General features: G+C 61.4%; 15 protein-coding genes. 4 read left to right on the top strand and 11 right to left on the bottom strand.

Annotated features, from left to right (window positions below):
- The first annotated feature begins 153 nt into the window (after positions 1-153).
- Together AC0J41_RS04695 and AC0J41_RS04690 are read left to right on the top strand one after the other, a co-directional pair.
- Entirely contained in the window at positions 154-1,413 is a 1,260-nt protein-coding gene (locus AC0J41_RS04695) for an OprD family porin (RefSeq protein ID WP_025110736.1), read from the top strand.
- A 221-nt stretch (positions 1,414-1,634) separates the two neighbouring features.
- The gene (locus AC0J41_RS04690) at positions 1,635-2,441 is read left to right on the top strand and encodes a methyltransferase domain-containing protein (protein WP_473014697.1); all 807 of its coding nucleotides are present in this window, start codon (positions 1,635-1,637) and stop codon (positions 2,439-2,441) included.
- 122 nt (positions 2,442-2,563) lie between these two features.
- Here AC0J41_RS04690 and pcaC read toward each other — a convergent pair whose 3' ends face one another.
- From pcaC to pcaR, 11 genes are all read right to left on the bottom strand, one after another.
- The gene (pcaC, locus tag AC0J41_RS04685) at positions 2,564-2,956 is read right to left on the bottom strand and encodes a 4-carboxymuconolactone decarboxylase (RefSeq protein ID WP_007917093.1); all 393 of its coding nucleotides are present in this window, start codon (positions 2,954-2,956) and stop codon (positions 2,564-2,566) included.
- Between the two features lie 10 nt (positions 2,957-2,966).
- On the bottom strand, positions 2,967-3,773 hold the full coding sequence (gene pcaD, locus AC0J41_RS04680; RefSeq protein WP_473014696.1) for a 3-oxoadipate enol-lactonase: 807 nt from the start codon (positions 3,771-3,773) through the stop codon (positions 2,967-2,969).
- 11 nt (positions 3,774-3,784) lie between these two features.
- Positions 3,785-5,149, bottom strand: a complete 1,365-nt coding sequence (locus AC0J41_RS04675) for a 3-carboxy-cis,cis-muconate cycloisomerase (protein WP_473014695.1) — start codon at positions 5,147-5,149, stop codon at positions 3,785-3,787.
- Positions 5,150-5,195: 46 nt separating this feature from the next.
- Positions 5,196-6,491: an MFS family transporter gene (locus AC0J41_RS04670; RefSeq protein ID WP_473014693.1), complete on the bottom strand. Its 1,296-nt coding sequence runs from the start codon at positions 6,489-6,491 to the stop codon at positions 5,196-5,198.
- A gap of 197 nt (positions 6,492-6,688) precedes the next feature.
- Positions 6,689-7,255 (bottom strand): protocatechuate 3,4-dioxygenase subunit alpha, encoded by a 567-nt coding sequence (gene pcaG / locus AC0J41_RS04665; protein WP_473014692.1) that lies wholly within the window; start codon positions 7,253-7,255, stop codon positions 6,689-6,691.
- 1 nt (position 7,256) lies between these two features.
- Positions 7,257-7,961 carry a protocatechuate 3,4-dioxygenase subunit beta gene (gene pcaH / locus AC0J41_RS04660; protein ID WP_025110743.1) on the bottom strand — a complete coding sequence of 235 codons (705 nt, stop codon included), beginning with the start codon at positions 7,959-7,961 and terminating at the stop codon, positions 7,257-7,259.
- A gap of 37 nt (positions 7,962-7,998) precedes the next feature.
- The gene (gene pcaF / locus AC0J41_RS04655) at positions 7,999-9,204 is read right to left on the bottom strand and encodes a 3-oxoadipyl-CoA thiolase (RefSeq protein WP_473014691.1); all 1,206 of its coding nucleotides are present in this window, start codon (positions 9,202-9,204) and stop codon (positions 7,999-8,001) included.
- Positions 9,201-9,980 (bottom strand): CoA-transferase subunit beta, encoded by a 780-nt coding sequence (locus AC0J41_RS04650; protein WP_473014690.1) that lies wholly within the window; start codon positions 9,978-9,980, stop codon positions 9,201-9,203. Before AC0J41_RS04650 ends, pcaF begins: the two co-directional genes overlap by 4 nt.
- Positions 9,980-10,837: a CoA transferase subunit A gene (locus AC0J41_RS04645; RefSeq protein ID WP_473014689.1), complete on the bottom strand. Its 858-nt coding sequence runs from the start codon at positions 10,835-10,837 to the stop codon at positions 9,980-9,982. Before AC0J41_RS04645 ends, AC0J41_RS04650 begins: the two co-directional genes overlap by 1 nt.
- Before the next feature lie 273 nt (positions 10,838-11,110).
- Positions 11,111-12,457, bottom strand: coding sequence for a 4-hydroxybenzoate transporter PcaK (gene pcaK / locus AC0J41_RS04640; protein ID WP_025110747.1), 1,347 nt, complete (start codon positions 12,455-12,457; stop codon positions 11,111-11,113).
- Positions 12,458-12,751: 294 nt separating this feature from the next.
- Positions 12,752-13,594 carry a pca regulon transcriptional regulator PcaR gene (gene pcaR, locus AC0J41_RS04635; RefSeq protein WP_003222399.1) on the bottom strand — a complete coding sequence of 281 codons (843 nt, stop codon included), beginning with the start codon at positions 13,592-13,594 and terminating at the stop codon, positions 12,752-12,754.
- 650 nt (positions 13,595-14,244) lie between these two features.
- Here pcaR and AC0J41_RS04630 point away from each other — a divergent pair.
- Positions 14,245-14,445, top strand: coding sequence for a hypothetical protein (locus AC0J41_RS04630; protein WP_003222398.1), 201 nt, complete (start codon positions 14,245-14,247; stop codon positions 14,443-14,445).
- Positions 14,446-14,819: 374 nt separating this feature from the next.
- A complete protein-coding gene (locus tag AC0J41_RS04625; protein WP_025110748.1) occupies positions 14,820-16,295 on the top strand; it encodes an inorganic phosphate transporter in 1,476 nt (491 codons plus the stop codon).
- Positions 16,296-16,392: the final 97 nt, after the last annotated feature.

The following is a 16,392-nucleotide window of genomic DNA, read 5'->3' as shown; positions in this document are numbered from 1 at the left end:
ACCAATAACAACAGGTTCGACACCATGCCCCCTCGCCCTGCCTTGTCCGGCTGATCGCCGCCGCTTTACCTCTGAATATCAACACCTGTCTGCGCCCCGAAAGCGGTGGCAGCGAACCCGTTTGCCTTACAAAAACAAGAGAGTCCCGAGCCCATGACCACCTCCCCTGCGCCTTATGCATTTCCCGGCCTGATCGCCCTGGCCCTGACCGGCGCCGCGCTGCCCGCCGTCGCCGAAGAAGCAGGTTTTGTCGACGGCGCCAGCGCCAACCTGAACCTGCGCAACTTCTACATCAACCGCAACTTCACCAACCCGACCAAGGCTCAGGGCAAGGCTGAAGAATGGACGCAGAACTTCATTCTCGACGCCAAATCCGGCTTCACCCAGGGCACCGTCGGTTTCGGCATGGACGTGCTGGGCCTGTACTCGGTCAAGCTCGATGGCGGTAAAGGCACCGGCGGCACGCAGTTGCTGCCGCTGGACCACGACGGCCGTCCGGCGGACAACTTCGGTCGCACCAACGTGGCGTTCAAGGCCAAGCTGTCGCAGACCGAAATCAAGGTCGGCGAATGGATGCCGGTGCTGCCGATCCTGCGTTCGGATGACGGGCGTTCGCTGCCGCAGACCTTCCGTGGCGGCCAGATCACCTCCAAAGAAATCAACGGGCTGACCCTGTACGGCGGACAGTTGCGCGCCAACAGTCCGCGCGACGACAGCAGCATGAGCGACATGTCGATGTTTGGAAAACCGGCGTTCACCTCCGATCGCTTCAACTTCCAGGGCGGTGAGTACGTTTTCAACGAAAAACGCACGCAGATCGGCCTGTGGAACGCCGAACTCAAGGACATCTACAGCCAGCAGTACGTCAATTTGATCCACAGCCAGCCACTCGGCGACTGGACCCTGGGTGCCAACCTTGGCTTCTTCTACGGCAAGGACGACGGCAGCGCCCGCGCCGGTGAGCTGGACAACAAGACCTGGTCGGGGATGTTTTCGGCCCGGTACGGCGGCAACACCTTCTATGTGGGCCTGCAGAAACTCACCGGCGACAGCGCCTGGATGCGCGTCAACGGCACCAGCGGCGGCACCCTGGCCAACGACAGCTACAACGCCAGCTACGACAATGCACAGGAACGATCATGGCAGGTGCGCCACGACTACAACTTCGCCGCCCTTGGCATCCCCGGCCTGACCCTGATGAATCGCTACATCAGCGGCGACAACGTGCACACCGGGAGCATCACCGACGGCAAGGAATGGGGGCGCGAATCGGAACTGGGCTACACCGTGCAGAGCGGCACCCTGCGCGACCTGAACGTGCGCTGGCGCAACTCGACCATACGCCGTGACTTCAACAACAACGAGTTCGACGAAAACCGCCTGATCATCAGCTACCCGATCAGCCTGTTGTAAACACCAATCCCCCTGTGAGAGCGGGCTTGTTCCCGCTCCCACAATGGAATTGCACCATCCGTCAGGATCTGTAGCACTTCGCGGGGCCTCGCGTAGAGTAGGAAAAACCTGAAGGACTCAGGTGCCACACCCTCCCCGCTTCCGTTATCCATAGTTGTTGGTCCTCAAGCTTTGACCAGATTGTCACCGGAAGACACTGCTGATCATCGGAGGACCACCTCATGATCACTCCTCTCAACGACTCGCCCGACTGGGACGCCAAGGCGTACCAGCAGTTTTCCCGTCTCAGGCAACGCCCGGTCAACGAATTGCTCGACCGTATCGACCTGGACGACCCCAAACGCATTTACGACCTCGGCTGCGGCACCGGCATTGCCACTCAATTGCTGGCCGAGCGCTGGCCGCGTGCGCAGCTGCACGGGGTCGACAGTTCGCGACAGATGCTTGATCAAGCACGCTGCCTGCCGATCAGCGCCCAGTGGACAGAGTGCGACCTGCTCGATTGGCACCCCGGACAACCGGCCGACCTGCTGCTCGCGGCGGCGGTGCTGCACTTCATTGGCGATCATCAACAAATGCTACCGCGCCTGCTCGGGCATCTGCGCCCCGGCGGTTGTCTGGCGCTGCACATGCCGGACTGGCGCGATGCGCTGTGGTATCGCCTGATGCTCGACACCCTCGAAGACGCAGGTCCGGGTCACACCCCGATGGGCACAGCGCAACTGCGCCAGCGCATGGCGGCGCGACCGTTGTTGACGCTGGAGGATTACTACCGCTTGCTCGCGCCACGGACGACATCGCTGGATATCTGGGAAACCGAGCAATTGCAGGTGGTCGACGGCAAGTCGCCAATCTATGACTGGGTGAAGGTCTCGGCGCTGAGGCCGGTGATGCAGGCGCTGACTTCAGAGGAGCAGGCGCGGTTTATCTACCACTTCCTGATGCGGGTGCACGCGCATTATCCGCAGGAGAACAACGGGCAGACGCTGTTTCCGTTCAAGCGGATTTTCATGATTGCCAGAGTTTGAGTGCATGTGCTGATTGATGCATCACGGCGCCTGCCGCTTTCGCGAGCAAGCCCGCTCCCACATTTGGACTGCATTTCCCTGTGGGAGCGAGCCTGCTCGCGAAGGCGTCGGCTCAGGCGCCCTCACTCCCGGGATTCGACTCCCAGCTCATCCCACACCGATTCCGCCAGATGGAACGTGGCATTGGCCGCCGGAATCCCGCAATAAATCGCGCTCTGCATGATCACTTCCTTGATCTCGCCGCGGCTCACACCATTGTTGGCCGCCGCGCGCAAATGCAGTTTCAGTTCACCTTCGCGATTCATCCCGATCAGCATGGCGATGGTGATCAGGCTGCGGGTATGCCGTGGCAGGCCCGGGCGGGTCCAGATGTCGCCCCAGGCGTGGCGGGTGATCATCTCCTGGAATTCCGAATTGAACTCGGTCAGCGTGGTCAGGCTGCGATCGACATGCGCATCACCCAACACCGCACGGCGTACCTGCATGCCTTCGTCGTAACGTTGTTTCTCGTCCACAAACTTTCCCTCACTGAGCGTTCAAAAACGCCAATGCACGATCACTGAAATCCGCACCGGCCTGCACGTTGGACAGGTGCGCGGCATAGAACTCGGCGTACTCGGCGCCGCGCACGTGCTGTTGAATGAAGTGCCCACCGGACGGCGGCGTCACCGCGTCTTCCGTGCCGGCGATGACCAGCAGCGGCAGGTTGATCGAGGCCAACTGCTCACGGAAATCGGCGTCACGCACCGCCGCACAGTTGGCCGCATAACCTTCAGGCGAAGTCGCCGCGAGCATGTCGGTGATCTTCTTCGCTGCAGCCGGATTGGCTGCGGAAAAGTCCGGAGTGAACCAGCGCGCAATCGACGCATCACGCAGGGCAACCATCGCTGCCGGACCATCACGCAGCACGGTTTCGATGCGCGGGTTCCATACCGACGGGTCACCGATCTTCGCGGCGGTGTTGCACACAATCAGTTTGTGCAGACGATGACCGGCATGGATCCCCAGCCATTGGCCGATCAAGCCACCCATCGACAATCCGCAAAAATGCGCACGCTCGATGTGCAACGCATCCAGCAGCCCCAGCACGTCGCGGCCCAGTTGCTCGATGCTGTAAGGCCCTGGCGTCACCAGCGATTGACCGTGACCACGGGTGTCGAAACGCAGCACGCGGAAGTGCTCGGTGAACGCCGGCATCTGCGCGTCCCACATGTGCAGGTCGGTGCCCAGCGAGTTGGACAGCACCAGCACCGGCGCATCGGCCGGGCCTTGAAGTTGAGGCCCTTGAATCTGATAGTGCAGTTCGCCATCGGCGAGTTGAACGAAAGCCACAGCCCTCTCCTTCAGACAGTCAAAGCATTGTGTTCGGCCACTGCGCGCGCGACCCAGACTTGGGCCTGGCCGAGGTAACGCGCAGGGTCAAGCAGATGATCCAGTTCAGCACTGCTCAGTTCGGCAGTCACTTGCGGCTCGTCGCCGAGTACCGCGCGCAGATGGCGCTGCTCGGCCACCGCGCGTTTGCAGCACTGCTCGAGCAAATGGTGCGCAGTGTCGCGCCCGACCCGTTGCGCGAGGACGATGCTCACCGCTTCGGCCAGCACCAGCCCTTGGGTCAATTCGAGGTTGCGCGCCATGCGCTCGGCATCGACCTCCAGACCATCGGCCAGCAGGCGCGCCTGTTGCAGCGCACCGGACACCAGGCAACAGATTTCCGGCAGGGTTTCCCATTCGGCATGCCACAGACCGAGACTGCGTTCGTGCTCCTGAGGCATGGCGCTGAACAACGTCGAGACCAGCCCCGGCACCCGCGTCGCCGCGCCGATCAATACCGCCGCGCCGACAGGATTGCGCTTGTGCGGCATGGTCGACGAACCGCCCTTGCCCGGTGCCGACGGTTCGAACACTTCCGCCGCCTCGGTCTGCATCAACAGGCTGACGTCGCGACCGAGTTTGCCGAGGCTGCCGGCGATCAAACCGAGTACCGCGCCGAACTCGACGATGCGATCACGCTGGGTGTGCCACGGTTGCTCGGGCAGTGTCAGTTGCAGTTCTTCGGCCAAGGCCTGGGCGATGGGCAACGCCTGACCGCCGAGCGCCGCGAGCGTGCCGGACGCACCGCCAAACTGCAGCACCAACAGACGAGGCTGGAGCTCGCGCAGACGCTGACGGCTGCGGGTCATCGCGCCAAGCCAACCGGCGACTTTCATGCCCAGAGTCACCGGTGTCGCGTGTTGCAGCCAGGTGCGCCCGGCCAGTGGCGTCGCCGCATGCTGCTGCGCCTGCGCAGCGAGCGCGTTGGCCAGTTGCGCCAGATCCGCGTCGATCAGTTCCAGCGCCTGACGCATTTGCAGCACCAGCCCGGAATCCATCACGTCTTGGCTGGTCGCGCCCAGATGCACATAACGCTCGGCCTCGACGTCGGTCGCAGCGATCTGCTTGCCCAAGGCCTTGACCAGGGGAATCGCCGAATTGCCCGCCGTGGCGATGGCGTCACCGAGCGCGGCGAAGTCATACAGACTGGCGTTGCATGCAGCCGCAATTGGGGCAACGGCAGAGGAAGGAATTACCCCGACCCGCGCCTCGGCCCGGGCCAGCGCCGCTTCGAAGTCGAGCATCGCCTGCACCCGGCCCTGATCGCAGAACACTTCGCGCATATCGCGGGCAGTAAAGTAGGCATCGAACAATTGATTGCCCGGTCGCTGAGTCATAAACAGTCCTTGCCGGCGCGGGCCTTCACGGCCCGCGCGCATCGGTTTAAAGATCGTGGTGCAAGTACGCCGCCTGTTTCGGCAGGCGCAGGCTGAACAGGAACGCCACTGCCATCATCACCGTAACGTACCAGTAGAAGGCGTTTTCCATGCCCCCGGCTTTCAGGCTCAGGGCCACGTATTCGGCCGAACCGCCGAAGATCGCGTTGGCCACCGCGTAGGCCAGACCCACGCCGAGCGCGCGGACTTCCGGCGGGAACATTTCGGCTTTCACCAGGCCGCTGATCGAGGTGTAGAAACTGACGATCGCCAGCGCCACGGTAATCAGCACAAAGGCCAGAATCGGGCTGCTGACGCTTTTCAGGCTCAACAGGATCGGCACGGTGAACAGCGTGCCGAGCGCACCGAACCAGAGCATCGAATTACGTTGACCGATCTTGTCGGCGAGCATGCCGAACAGCGGCTGCATGCACATATACAGGAACAGTGCGCCGGTCATGATGTAGCTGGCGGTCTTGGCATGCATGCCGGCGGTGTTCACCAGGTACTTCTGCATGTACGTGGTGAAGGTGTAGAAAATCAGCGAGCCACCGGCGGTGTAACCAAGCACGGTGATGAACGCGGCTTTATGATCACGGAACAGCGCACGGATGCTGCCGGCGTCCTTGTTCTCGCGCATTTCCTTGCTGGTGGTTTCTTTGAGCGAACGACGCAGGAACAGCGAGATCACCGCCGCCACCGCACCTACCACAAACGGAATCCGCCAGCCGTAGGCACGCAGTTCGTCTTCGCTGAGGAACTGCTGCAGGATCACCACCAGCAGCACCGCCAGCAGTTGGCCGCCGATCAGGGTCACGTACTGGAACGAGGCGAAGAACCCGCGCTGCCCCTTGAGCGCGACCTCACTCATGTAAGTCGCGGTGGTGCCGTATTCGCCCCCCACCGACAGACCTTGCAGCAGACGCGCGAACAGCAACAGCAGCGGCGCCCAGACGCCAATGCTGGAATAGGTCGGCAGGCAGGCGATGAGCAGCGAGCCGAAGCACATCATCAGCACCGAAATCATCATCGAGGTCTTGCGGCCCTTCTTGTCCGCCAGCCGACCGAAAATCCAGCCACCAATCGGGCGCATCAGGAACCCGGCAGCGAACACCCCGGCCGTGTTGACCAGTTGCACCGTGGGGTTATCGGAGGGGAAAAACGCCGGGGCGAAATAGATTGCGCAAAAGGCGTAGACATAGAAGTCGAACCATTCGACCAGGTTGCCGGACGAGGCACCGACAATCGCGAAGATGCGCTTGCTGCGCTCTTCGCCGGTGTAATGAGCGGTGGTAGTTGTCATTGTTTTTTACTCTGAGGGGACAGGTGAGAGTCTAGACACACTTCGCAACAGTCCCGTTCCACGATGAATCATCAACACTGCCATTCCCCTGTGGGAGCGGGCTTGCTCGCGAAAGCAGTGTGTCAGTCACCATCGATGTTGCCTGACATGACGCCTTCGCGAGCAAGCTCGCTCCCACAGGGGATGTGTGGTGATCTTCAGTAGTCGAAGAACACCGTCTCGGCGTCAGCGCCCTGCAAAATCACATTCCACTGATAAACCCCCGCCGCATCCGGCTTCGCCAGCAAGGTCGCACGACGCTCGGCCGGTACACATTCGAGCAGCGGATCATTCACGTTGGCCGGGTCGCCTTCAAAGTAGATGCGCGTCAGCAAGTGCTTGACCAAACCACGGGCAAACACCAGGACCACCAGGTGCGGGGCCTGGGTCGAGCCCTTCAGGCCTTCGACCGTGCCCGGTTTGATCGTGGTGAAACGGAAACGCCCTTCGGCGTCCACCGGCACCCGGCCGAAACCTTCGAAATGCGGGTCCAGCGGTTTGTCCTGCGCGTCTTCCGGATGCGCGTACTTGCCGGCGGCGTTGGCCTGCCAGACTTCGAGCATCGCGTCGTTGACCACATCGCCGTTGCCGTCAACGACTTGGCCGGTGATCGCCACGCGCTCGCCGAGGGTTTGTTCGACCGCGAGGTTTTCGCGGTTAAGCCAGGTCAGGCCGATGTGGTAGTACGGCCCGACGGTGTGGGACGTGGTGGCAGTCAGCGTCATCTTATTTCTCCATCGGCGTGGCATCGCGGCCGCGCAAGACGATGTCCCAGCGATAGCCGAGGGCGTAGGACGGAATGGTTTTTTCCAGATCGAAAGCGGCGATCAAACGTTCCTTGGCCGAGGTGTCCGGCACGCAGTTGTAGATCGGGTCGTAGGCGAGCAGCGGGTCGCCGGGGAAATACATCTGCGTCACCAGACGGGTGAGGATGCTCGGCCCGAACAGCGAAAAGTGAATGTGCGCCGGACGCCACGCGTTGTGGTGATTGCCCCACGGGTAAGCGCCTGGCTTGATGGTCTGGAACTGGTACCAGCCATCGGCGTCGGTCACGGTGCGGCCGGTGCCGGTGAAGTTCGGGTCCAGCGGTGCGTCGTGCAGATCACGCTGGTGGTTGTAGCGACCGGCGGCGTTGGCCTGCCAGATCTCCACCAGAATCCCCGGCACCGGCAGCCCGTTTTCGTCGAGCACGCGGCCGTGAATGATAATGCGCTCGCCCAACGGTTCGCCGTCGTGCTGGGCAGTCAGATCGTTGTCCTTCTCGGCGACGCGTTCGGCACCAATGGTCGGGCCGGTGATCTCCGATAACGAATGCGGCAGAAACACCAACGGCTTGGACGGCGAGCGCAGGTTGGTGGATTGATACGTCGGGTGCAGGTACTCAGGCTGGGTGCCTTCCTGCGGACGACGGTAGCCAGGCTTGTCAGTCATTTCGCTTTCCTCAGTTCTTATCAGTCGACGCGCTGCGTCAGACGCGTTCGATCGCCAGGGCCAGACCTTGGCCGACACCGACGCACATCGTCGCCAGACCTTTCTTGCCTTGAATCTTTTCAAGCTGATGCAACGCGGTCAGTACCAGCCGCGCACCGCTCATGCCCAACGGGTGCCCCAAGGCAATCGCGCCGCCGTTCGGGTTGACCTGCGCCGCGTCGTCCGCCAGCCCCAGCTCACGCAGCACCGCCAACCCCTGGCTGGCAAACGCTTCATTGAGTTCGATCACGTCGAAATCGCTGACCGCCACGCCGAGACGCTCGATCAGTTTGCGCACCGCCGGCACCGGGCCGATGCCCATGACGCGTGGCGCGACACCGGCGCTGGCCATACCGAGCACTTTGGCGCGGGCCGTCAGGCCATGTTTTTTCACCGCTTCGGCCGAAGCGAGAATCAGCGCGGCAGCACCGTCGTTGACGCCGGAGGCATTACCGGCGGTGACGGTTTTGTCCGGGCCGTTGACTGGTTTCAATTTGCTCAGCGCTTCAATCGTGGTGTCGGCGCGTGGATGTTCGTCCTGGCTGACCACGGTTTCGCCCTTCTTGTGGGCAATCCGCACTTCGACGATTTCCTCGGCGAAGTAGCCCGCAGCTTGTGCAGCGGCAGTGCGTTGCTGGCTGCGCAGGGCAAACGCATCCTGATCGGCGCGCGACACTTTATAGTCGTCGGCGACGTTGTCGGCAGTCTGTGGCATCGCGTCGACGCCGTACTGGGCCTTCATCAACGGATTGATGAAGCGCCAGCCGATGGTGGTGTCTTCGAGTTTCATGTTGCGTGAAAACGCCGCGTCAGCCTTGCCCATCACGAACGGCGCGCGGGACATCGACTCGACGCCACCGGCAATCGCCAGCTCCATCTCGCCGCTGGCAATCGCCCGGAACGCGGTGCCGATAGCGTCCATGCCCGAAGCGCAGAGACGGTTGAGGGTCACGCCCGGCACGCTGTCCGGCAGGCCGGCCAGCAGCAGCGCCATGCGCGCCACGTTGCGGTTGTCTTCGCCGGCCTGGTTGGCGCAGCCGAGGAACACTTCATCGATCGCGCTCCAGTCCACCGAAGGATTGCGCTCCATCAGCGCCTTGATCGGCACCGCGGCCAGATCGTCGGCGCGCACGGCAGACAGTCCGCCGCCGAAACGGCCGATGGGGGTACGAATCGCATCGCAGATATACACGTCACGCATCATGCTTCTCCCGGTGCCTGGCCGTGGGCGGCGGCGGTGCGTGCTTCGAGGTCGCGCAGCGCGGTCAGTTCGACCTCGGTCGGCTCGGCGGTGGTGGCTACATTGTCGGCAAAACGAATGGCCCAACCGGTGGCGGCAATCACTTGCTCGCGGGTCACGCCGGGGTGCAGCGCGGTGACCACGAATTCATGGCTGCCCGCTTCCGGCTCCATGATGCACAGGTCAGTGATGATCCCCACCGGGCCGGCGCCCGGCAGCCCCAGACGCTTGCGCGAATCGCCGCCCTCGCCGTGACCGACCGACGTGATGAAGTCGAGCTTGTCGACAAACGAGCGCGCCGACTGCTTGAGGATGATCAGCACACTTTTCGCTGAACCGGCGATCTCCGGCGCACCGCCGGCACCCGGCAAACGCACTTTCGGGGAAAAGTAATCACCGACTACGGTGGTATTGATGTTGCCGAAACGGTCGACCTGCGCGGCGCCGAGAAAACCGACGTCGATGCGTCCGCCCTGCAGCCAATAGCGAAAAATCTCACCGGTTGGTACGACGGTGTCGGCGGTTTCCGCCAGTTCGCCATCACCGATGGACAGCGGCAGCACGCTGGGCTTGGCGCCAATCGGCCCCGATTCGTAGATCAGCACCACGTCGGGCGACGAGGTCAGGCGCGCGAGGTTGGCGGCTTTCGACGGCAGGCCGATGCCGACGAAGCACACCGAGCCGTTCTTCAGGCGACGGGCCGCCGCGACGGTCATCATTTCATTGGTGGAGTACGTCATTACTTGGCCTCCGAAGCAGCGGCCAACTTGGCCTGGAACTCGCTGAAGTCAGCGCAGCCATGGATGTATTCGTTGAGCCACGCGGTAAACGTCTCACGGTCGCGGGCGATCGGGTCCCACGCCTGATAGAAACGATTGTCGCGTTCGGTGTAACCGTGGGCGTAGGACGGATGCGCGCCGCCGGGTACATGGCAGACCGCGCTCAAGGCCCAGGTCGGCAGCACGCAGGCGTTCATCGGCGCGTTGAGGTTATCGACGATTTCCTCGACGGTGACGATGCAGCGCTTGGCCGCCAGCGCCGCTTCTTTCTGCACCCCGAGAATGCCCCACAGCAGCACGTTGCCCTGGCGGTCGGCTTTCTGCGCGTGGATCACGGTCACGTCCGGACGCACCGACGGCACTGCCGCCAGCACTTCACCGGTGAACGGGCAAGTCACGGACTTGATCAGCGGATTGACCTTCGGCAGGTCGGAACCGGCATAGGCCCGCAATACTGCGAACGGCAGGCCGGAAGCGCCGGCGACGTAGGCATTGGCCAGGTCGGCGTGGCTGTGCTCTTCGATTTCCAGCGCATGCGGCCATTGCTTCTCGACCGCATCGCGCAGACGGTGCAGCGAACCCACACCCGGATTGCCGCCCCAGGAAAAGATCAGCTTGCGTGCACAACCGGCACCGATCAGTTGGTCGTAGATCAGGTCAGGCGTCATCCGCACCAGGGTCAGATTTTTCTTGCCCTGACGAATGATTTCATGACCTGCCGCCGTAGGGATCAGGTGAGTGAAGCCTTCGAGCGCGACGGTGTCACCGTCGTTGACGAATTGCTTCACTGCGTCGTGCAGCGAAAGGATCTCAGCCATGGAGCAGGCTCCCGTTTTTGTAGTGAATCGCCAGTGAAAAAAAGGCGCGAGGTTCAGCGCCGGAGTCACTGCAGATTAAGCCGCGAAAAATCGCCAAACAATCCGATAATCGACTGAGTGTTCGTTTATCGAACAGATTGTTATCACCCTAACAATCAACAGCAAAAGCATCGCGAGCAGGCTCACTCCTACATTTGGAATGCGTTCCCCCTGTAGGAGTGAGCCTGCTCGCGATGAGGCCTGCCAGTTCAATGAAGATCTACAGACCTGACCTCAAGTCGCATCCGCATGACTCACCATGCCTTTGATCACCACCGCCGTCGTCGCCAACGCCGCCGGAATCACCAGCGCCGTCAACACCTGCTCGAAATTCCAGCCCAGGCCCAGCAACGTCGCGCCCATCCACGCCCCGAGAATCGCGCCAAAGCGGCCAATCCCCAGCATCCATGAAACACCCGTCGCCCGGCCCTGGGTCGGATAAAACCGCGCCGCCAGCGAAGGCATCGCCGATTGCGCGCCGTTGACGCACATCCCCGCCACCAGCACCAAGGTCGCCAGCAACGTGATGTTGCCCAGGCTCTGCCCCACCGCGTAGGCAAACACCCCGGCCAGCAGGTAGAAAGTGCCGATGACCTTGTGCGGATTGAAGCGATCCATCGCCCATCCCACAGCCACTGCACTCAACACCCCACCGAACTGGAACAGCGCGCCAATGAACGCCGCCTGCTCCATGCTCGCGCCGCTGTCACGCATCAGGGTCGGCAACCAACTGGTCAGCAGATAAACGATGACCAGGCCCATGAAGTAGGTCAGCCACAGCAGCAAGGTGCCGGCGCTGTAGGTGCCGGAGAAAATCACCGCGAATACGTTGCGTGCCTTGACGGTTTTCTGTTCCGGTACGCTGAAACTCGACGCTTGGGCCACAGTGACCGGATCGATCGGCGACAAGGTCTTGCGCACTTTGTCGGCGCCGCGATTGCGCACCACCAGATAACGCGCCGATTCCGGCAACCAGAACAGCAGCACCACCGCGAGAATCAGCGGCAGGATTCCGCCGATCAGCAGCAGGCTGTGCCAGCCGAACGCCGGGATCAGCTTCGCCGAAATGAAGCCGCCACCGGCCATGCCGAGGTTGAAGCCACAGAACATGCTGGTCACCAGCAACGACTTCTTGCGCTCCGGGGTGTATTCCGAAAGCAGCGTAGTGGCGTTGGGCATGCCGGCGCCGAGGCCCAGGCCGGTGAGGAAACGCAGCACCAGCAGTTGCTCCACGTTGGTGCTGTACGCCGAGGCCAGGCTGAAAGCGCCGAACAACAGGACGGCGCCGACCAGCACGACTTTGCGCCCGAAGCGGTCAGCCAGAGGGCCGGAGCCCAGAGCGCCGAAGACCATGCCGATCAACGCGGCGCTCATCACCGGGCCAAGACTGGCGCGGTCGATGCCCCAGTCCTGCGATAACGCCGGAGCGATGAAACCCATCGCGGCGGTGTCGAGGCCATCGAGAAACACAATGAGGAAACACAGGATCACCACCCGCCACTGATAGCGCGAGATCGGTTGGGCGTTGATGAAGGTCTGCACGTCGAGGCAGCGACCTACAGCGGACTGAGGCTGGTTCATTATTTTTATTCCACGCAAAAAACGCAGTCGAACGACGGCCGGCCACAGACTGGCACGGACTCAAGAATAGAAGGCTGGAATCAGCTGTTGCGGTGAACCCGGCAACACGGGCGGAAGTGGCGACAGTCGGGGAGCATGCACATGGAGAGTTGCCTCTTGTCATTATTATGGGAGTCGACAATCCGGCAGGCTCATTCACATCTGCGCCGGATGACGCTGCCGCGACATTAATGATCCGAGGGTTTTAGCGTCAATTCGATAAACGCAACACTGTGCGTTTATCGAACAGCTTCATCAGGCGAACAACTGCGCGCTGAGGTCGCGGCTGGCACTGAGCAGGCCCGGCAGAAAGCGTTGTTCCAGCTCGGTGCGACTGACGCGACCGGCGTGGGTACTGACGTTGAGCGCCGCGACCACCTGACCCGACGCGTCGTAGACCGGCACGGCAATCGAACGCAGGCCCTGCTCGAGTTCCTGATCGACGATGCACCAGCCCTGCTGCCGCACTTCCTGCAGGCATTCGAGCAGACTTTCCGGGGTGTGCAGGGTGCGGCTGGTCTTGGCCACCAGTTCGGCGTGGTCGAGGTATTCACCCAGCGAGGTGTCGTCCAGCGCCGCCAGCAGGATGCGCCCCATCGACGTGCAATAGGCCGGCAGACGCCCGCCCACCGACAGGTCGACCGAAATCAGCCGCTGGGTGGTCGCCGAGCGGGCGATATAAAGAATGTCGTCACCTTCCAGCGTGGCCATGTTGCAGGCTTCGTGCAGTTGCTCGCTCATGCGGTCGAGATACGGCTGCGCGGAAACCGCCAACGGCGTCGAGGACAGATACGCGTGGCCGAGAGTCAGCACTTTGGGCAGCAGCGAGTACGTTCGGCCATCGGTGGTGGCGTAACCCAGTTTGATCAAGGTGTGCAGGCAACGGCGCACAGCCGCGCGGGGAATTTCCGTGCGGTGGCTGATCTGCGCGATAGTCAGGTGCCGCTTGCGCTCCTGAAACGCCTGCACCACCGCCAGACCGCGGGCCAGGGAGGTCATGAAATCCGGATCGCCGGTCAGCGCCTGAATACGCTTGGCCGGCGAAGCGACGATCGGCGGCGCTACGGAAGTGAAGGAGTTGCGCATTTGATCGTTCATTTCTTGTCCTTTTTCCGACACGGATCAATGGCTATACAAGCGGCTCGCCAGCAGATACACAAGGGCCGGGACGCCAAGATTGGGCGATTATCGAACCACCGACCGATTATCGCAATCGCCTGCCTCCCGGCCTTACTCGGCCTTGAGGCAATATTCTCTAAACTTTTTCGAGCCGCTGAAGCGGTCCGTTAGTTGTTCGACTTAATGACGCCAGAAACACAACACGGGGCCATAACGGTTTGGCTCGACTCTAACTACTGATAAAAAACGTCAGTCACAAAACAATCACACATCCAGAACCGTTTTTAACTTGGCAAAGATAGTCATTCCCGAATCGACCGCTATAATGCATCTCAGTGGCGCCCCGTGTTATTCGCCGAGACCGCCACCTGCCGACGCGATGCCAATCGCCGACAGCCCCGGCCAGCGCTGACGCGCATGACTCATGCAACGCCAGCACTCGCTGAAACAGGAAACTGATGCTGCGTCAGTTTTAATCTGGTGCCGTAGCCGCCTGCAACATGGAAGTCTTGATCGCCCCGCCGATAACACCAATGCCCGTCCGGGCATGACCTGTCGGTGGATCCGCTCAATCGATTCGTTGCAGTGCGTTTCACCAGACATTTATCTCAACTCAAACAGGTAGCACTGTGACGAAAGACGAACTGCGCGCGGAACTTGAGCGCCAGGAACAACGTTACAAGGAAGTTTACGGCGGGGAAGTCACCACCTACGCCGCTCAACCAGAACCGGAACGCAAGGCATGGCGTAAACGCCCCACTGTTCAGGATCAGGTTTTCCAGCAAGAACTGAAAAAGATGGAAGAAGAACTCAAAACCGAAGAGCCATGACCGGACGATCCTGAGTTTTCGAGGGTTTGCGTCGGCACCGGTTACAAGCGCGGTGAAACGACGATGCCTTGCGCGCCCGCTACCCGCGGGCAGCGGCCACCTCCCCCGTCGTGCACGGGAATGGAGCGTGTCTTACACGTTTCAGAGATATTTCACACAAGTGTTCGAGCCGCCTCCGGCCTCGGTAAAAACCTTGGCTGAGCGCTATTTTTTTAGGCTAATCAAGAGCTTGCAAAACCCTGCAATTCACTCGGCCATTGCACCTTGCAACAATTTAATTCATCGAAGTGGGCTACCGATGAGCAGGTAGGGGATCGATTTCCAGTCTTTTCTGGCATAATCGCGCCCCCTTATGACCGGGTCAGAAAACCTTCATGATCGATTTATTCAGCGGACTGGATGCTTGGGTGCTTGTGAGCCTCTTGCTCGCCCTGACGTTTGTCCTCGCCTTCGAGTTCATCAATGGATTTCATGACACCGCTAACGCGGTAGCCACTGTTATCTACACCAAAGCCATGCCGCCTCACCTGGCGGTGTTCTTCTCCGGTGTGTTCAATTTCCTCGGCGTATTGCTGGGCGGCGTTGGCGTGGCGTATGCCATTGTTCACCTGCTGCCGGTGGAACTGCTGATCAATGTGAACACCGGCCATGGCCTGGCGATGGTGTTTTCGTTGCTCGCCGCAGCCATCGCCTGGAACCTGGGCACCTGGTACTTCGGTATCCCGGCGTCGAGTTCGCACACCCTGATCGGCTCGATCCTCGGTGTCGGCCTGGCCAATGCTCTGATCAACGACATTCCGCTGGCTGACGGCGTGAACTGGCAGAAAGCGATCGACATCGGTGCCTCGCTGGTGTTCTCGCCAATGGCCGGTTTCCTCGTCGCAGCCCTGGTGCTGATCGGCCTGAAATGGTGGCGCCCGCTGTCGAAGATGCACAAGACGCCGGAACAGCGCCGCAAGATCGACGACAAGAAGCACCCGCCGTTCTGGAATCGCCTGGTACTGGTGATGTCAGCGATGGCCATGAGCTTCGTGCACGGCTCCAACGATGGTCAGAAAGGCATCGGCCTGATCATGCTGGTGCTGATCGGTATCGTGCCGGCGCAGTTCGTCCTTGACCTGAACAGCACCACCTACCAGATCGAACGCACGCGTGATGCGACCCTGCACCTGAGCCAGTTCTACCAGCGCAACGCATCCACCCTCGGCGAGTTCCTGGCCCTGGGCAAAAGCGTGGAAGGCGATCTGCCGGAGAAGTTCCGCTGCAACCCGCAGCAGACCGAACCGACCATTTCCGCCCTGCTGCATACCCTCAAAGGTGTATCGGACTACCACTCGCTGCCGGCCGAAAGCCGCATCGAAGTGCGTCGCTACCTGCTGTGCCTGGACGATACCGCGAAGAAAGTCGCCAAGCTGCCGGGCCTCGAAGCCCGCGAAAAGGCTGACCTGGACAAACTGCGCAAAGACCTGACCACCACCACCGAATACGCCCCGTTCTGGGTGATTCTGGCGGTTGCCCTGGCTCTGGGCCTGGGCACCATGATCGGCTGGAAACGCGTGGTTCTGACCATCGGCGAGAAGATCGGCAAGCAAGGCATGACCTATGCCCAAGGCATGTCGGCCCAGATCACCGCCGCGAGCATGATCGGCCTGGCCAACATCTTCAGCCTGCCAGTGTCGACCACTCACGTGCTGTCCTCGGGCGTGGCCGGTACCATGGTTGCTAACAAGAGCGGCCTGCAAGGTGGCACCGTGCGCACCATTCTGCTGGCGTGGGTACTGACCCTGCCGGCGACTGTGGCGCTGTCGGCTGGTTTGTTCTGGTTGGCTTCGAAGGCTCTGGGTAGTTGATAGACGGCTTCAAGCTTTGATGAAAAGGCGCGATTCGAGAGGATCGCGCCTTTTTTTGGTTTGGGATTTTGGATTTGGGGGCATATCCGTTTCTGCG

Source organism: Pseudomonas sp. Arb-4-2C, from assembly GCF_055755015.1.
Note: the sequence above shows the minus strand (reverse complement) of the source record. Positions and strands in the feature narration are given on the sequence as shown.

What these genes read in the sequence shown, in the direction of transcription:
- AC0J41_RS04695 (WP_025110736.1), top strand. Translation starts at nt 154, where the DNA reads ATGACCACCTCCCCTGCGCCTTATGCATTTCCCGGCCTGATCGCCCTG.
- AC0J41_RS04690 (WP_473014697.1), top strand. Translation starts at nt 1,635, where the DNA reads ATGATCACTCCTCTCAACGACTCGCCCGACTGGGACGCCAAGGCGTAC.
- AC0J41_RS04675 (WP_473014695.1), bottom strand. Translation starts at nt 5,149, where the DNA reads ATGACTCAGCGACCGGGCAATCAATTGTTCGATGCCTACTTTACTGCC.
- AC0J41_RS04670 (WP_473014693.1), bottom strand. Translation starts at nt 6,491, where the DNA reads ATGACAACTACCACCGCTCATTACACCGGCGAAGAGCGCAGCAAGCGC.
- pcaG (WP_473014692.1), bottom strand. Translation starts at nt 7,255, where the DNA reads ATGACGCTGACTGCCACCACGTCCCACACCGTCGGGCCGTACTACCAC.
- pcaH (WP_025110743.1), bottom strand. Translation starts at nt 7,961, where the DNA reads ATGACTGACAAGCCTGGCTACCGTCGTCCGCAGGAAGGCACCCAGCCT.
- pcaF (WP_473014691.1), bottom strand. Translation starts at nt 9,204, where the DNA reads ATGATGCGTGACGTGTATATCTGCGATGCGATTCGTACCCCCATCGGC.
- AC0J41_RS04650 (WP_473014690.1), bottom strand. Translation starts at nt 9,980, where the DNA reads ATGACGTACTCCACCAATGAAATGATGACCGTCGCGGCGGCCCGTCGC.
- AC0J41_RS04645 (WP_473014689.1), bottom strand. Translation starts at nt 10,837, where the DNA reads ATGGCTGAGATCCTTTCGCTGCACGACGCAGTGAAGCAATTCGTCAAC.
- pcaK (WP_025110747.1), bottom strand. Translation starts at nt 12,457, where the DNA reads ATGAACCAGCCTCAGTCCGCTGTAGGTCGCTGCCTCGACGTGCAGACC.
- pcaR (WP_003222399.1), bottom strand. Translation starts at nt 13,594, where the DNA reads ATGAACGATCAAATGCGCAACTCCTTCACTTCCGTAGCGCCGCCGATC.
- AC0J41_RS04625 (WP_025110748.1), top strand. Translation starts at nt 14,820, where the DNA reads ATGATCGATTTATTCAGCGGACTGGATGCTTGGGTGCTTGTGAGCCTC.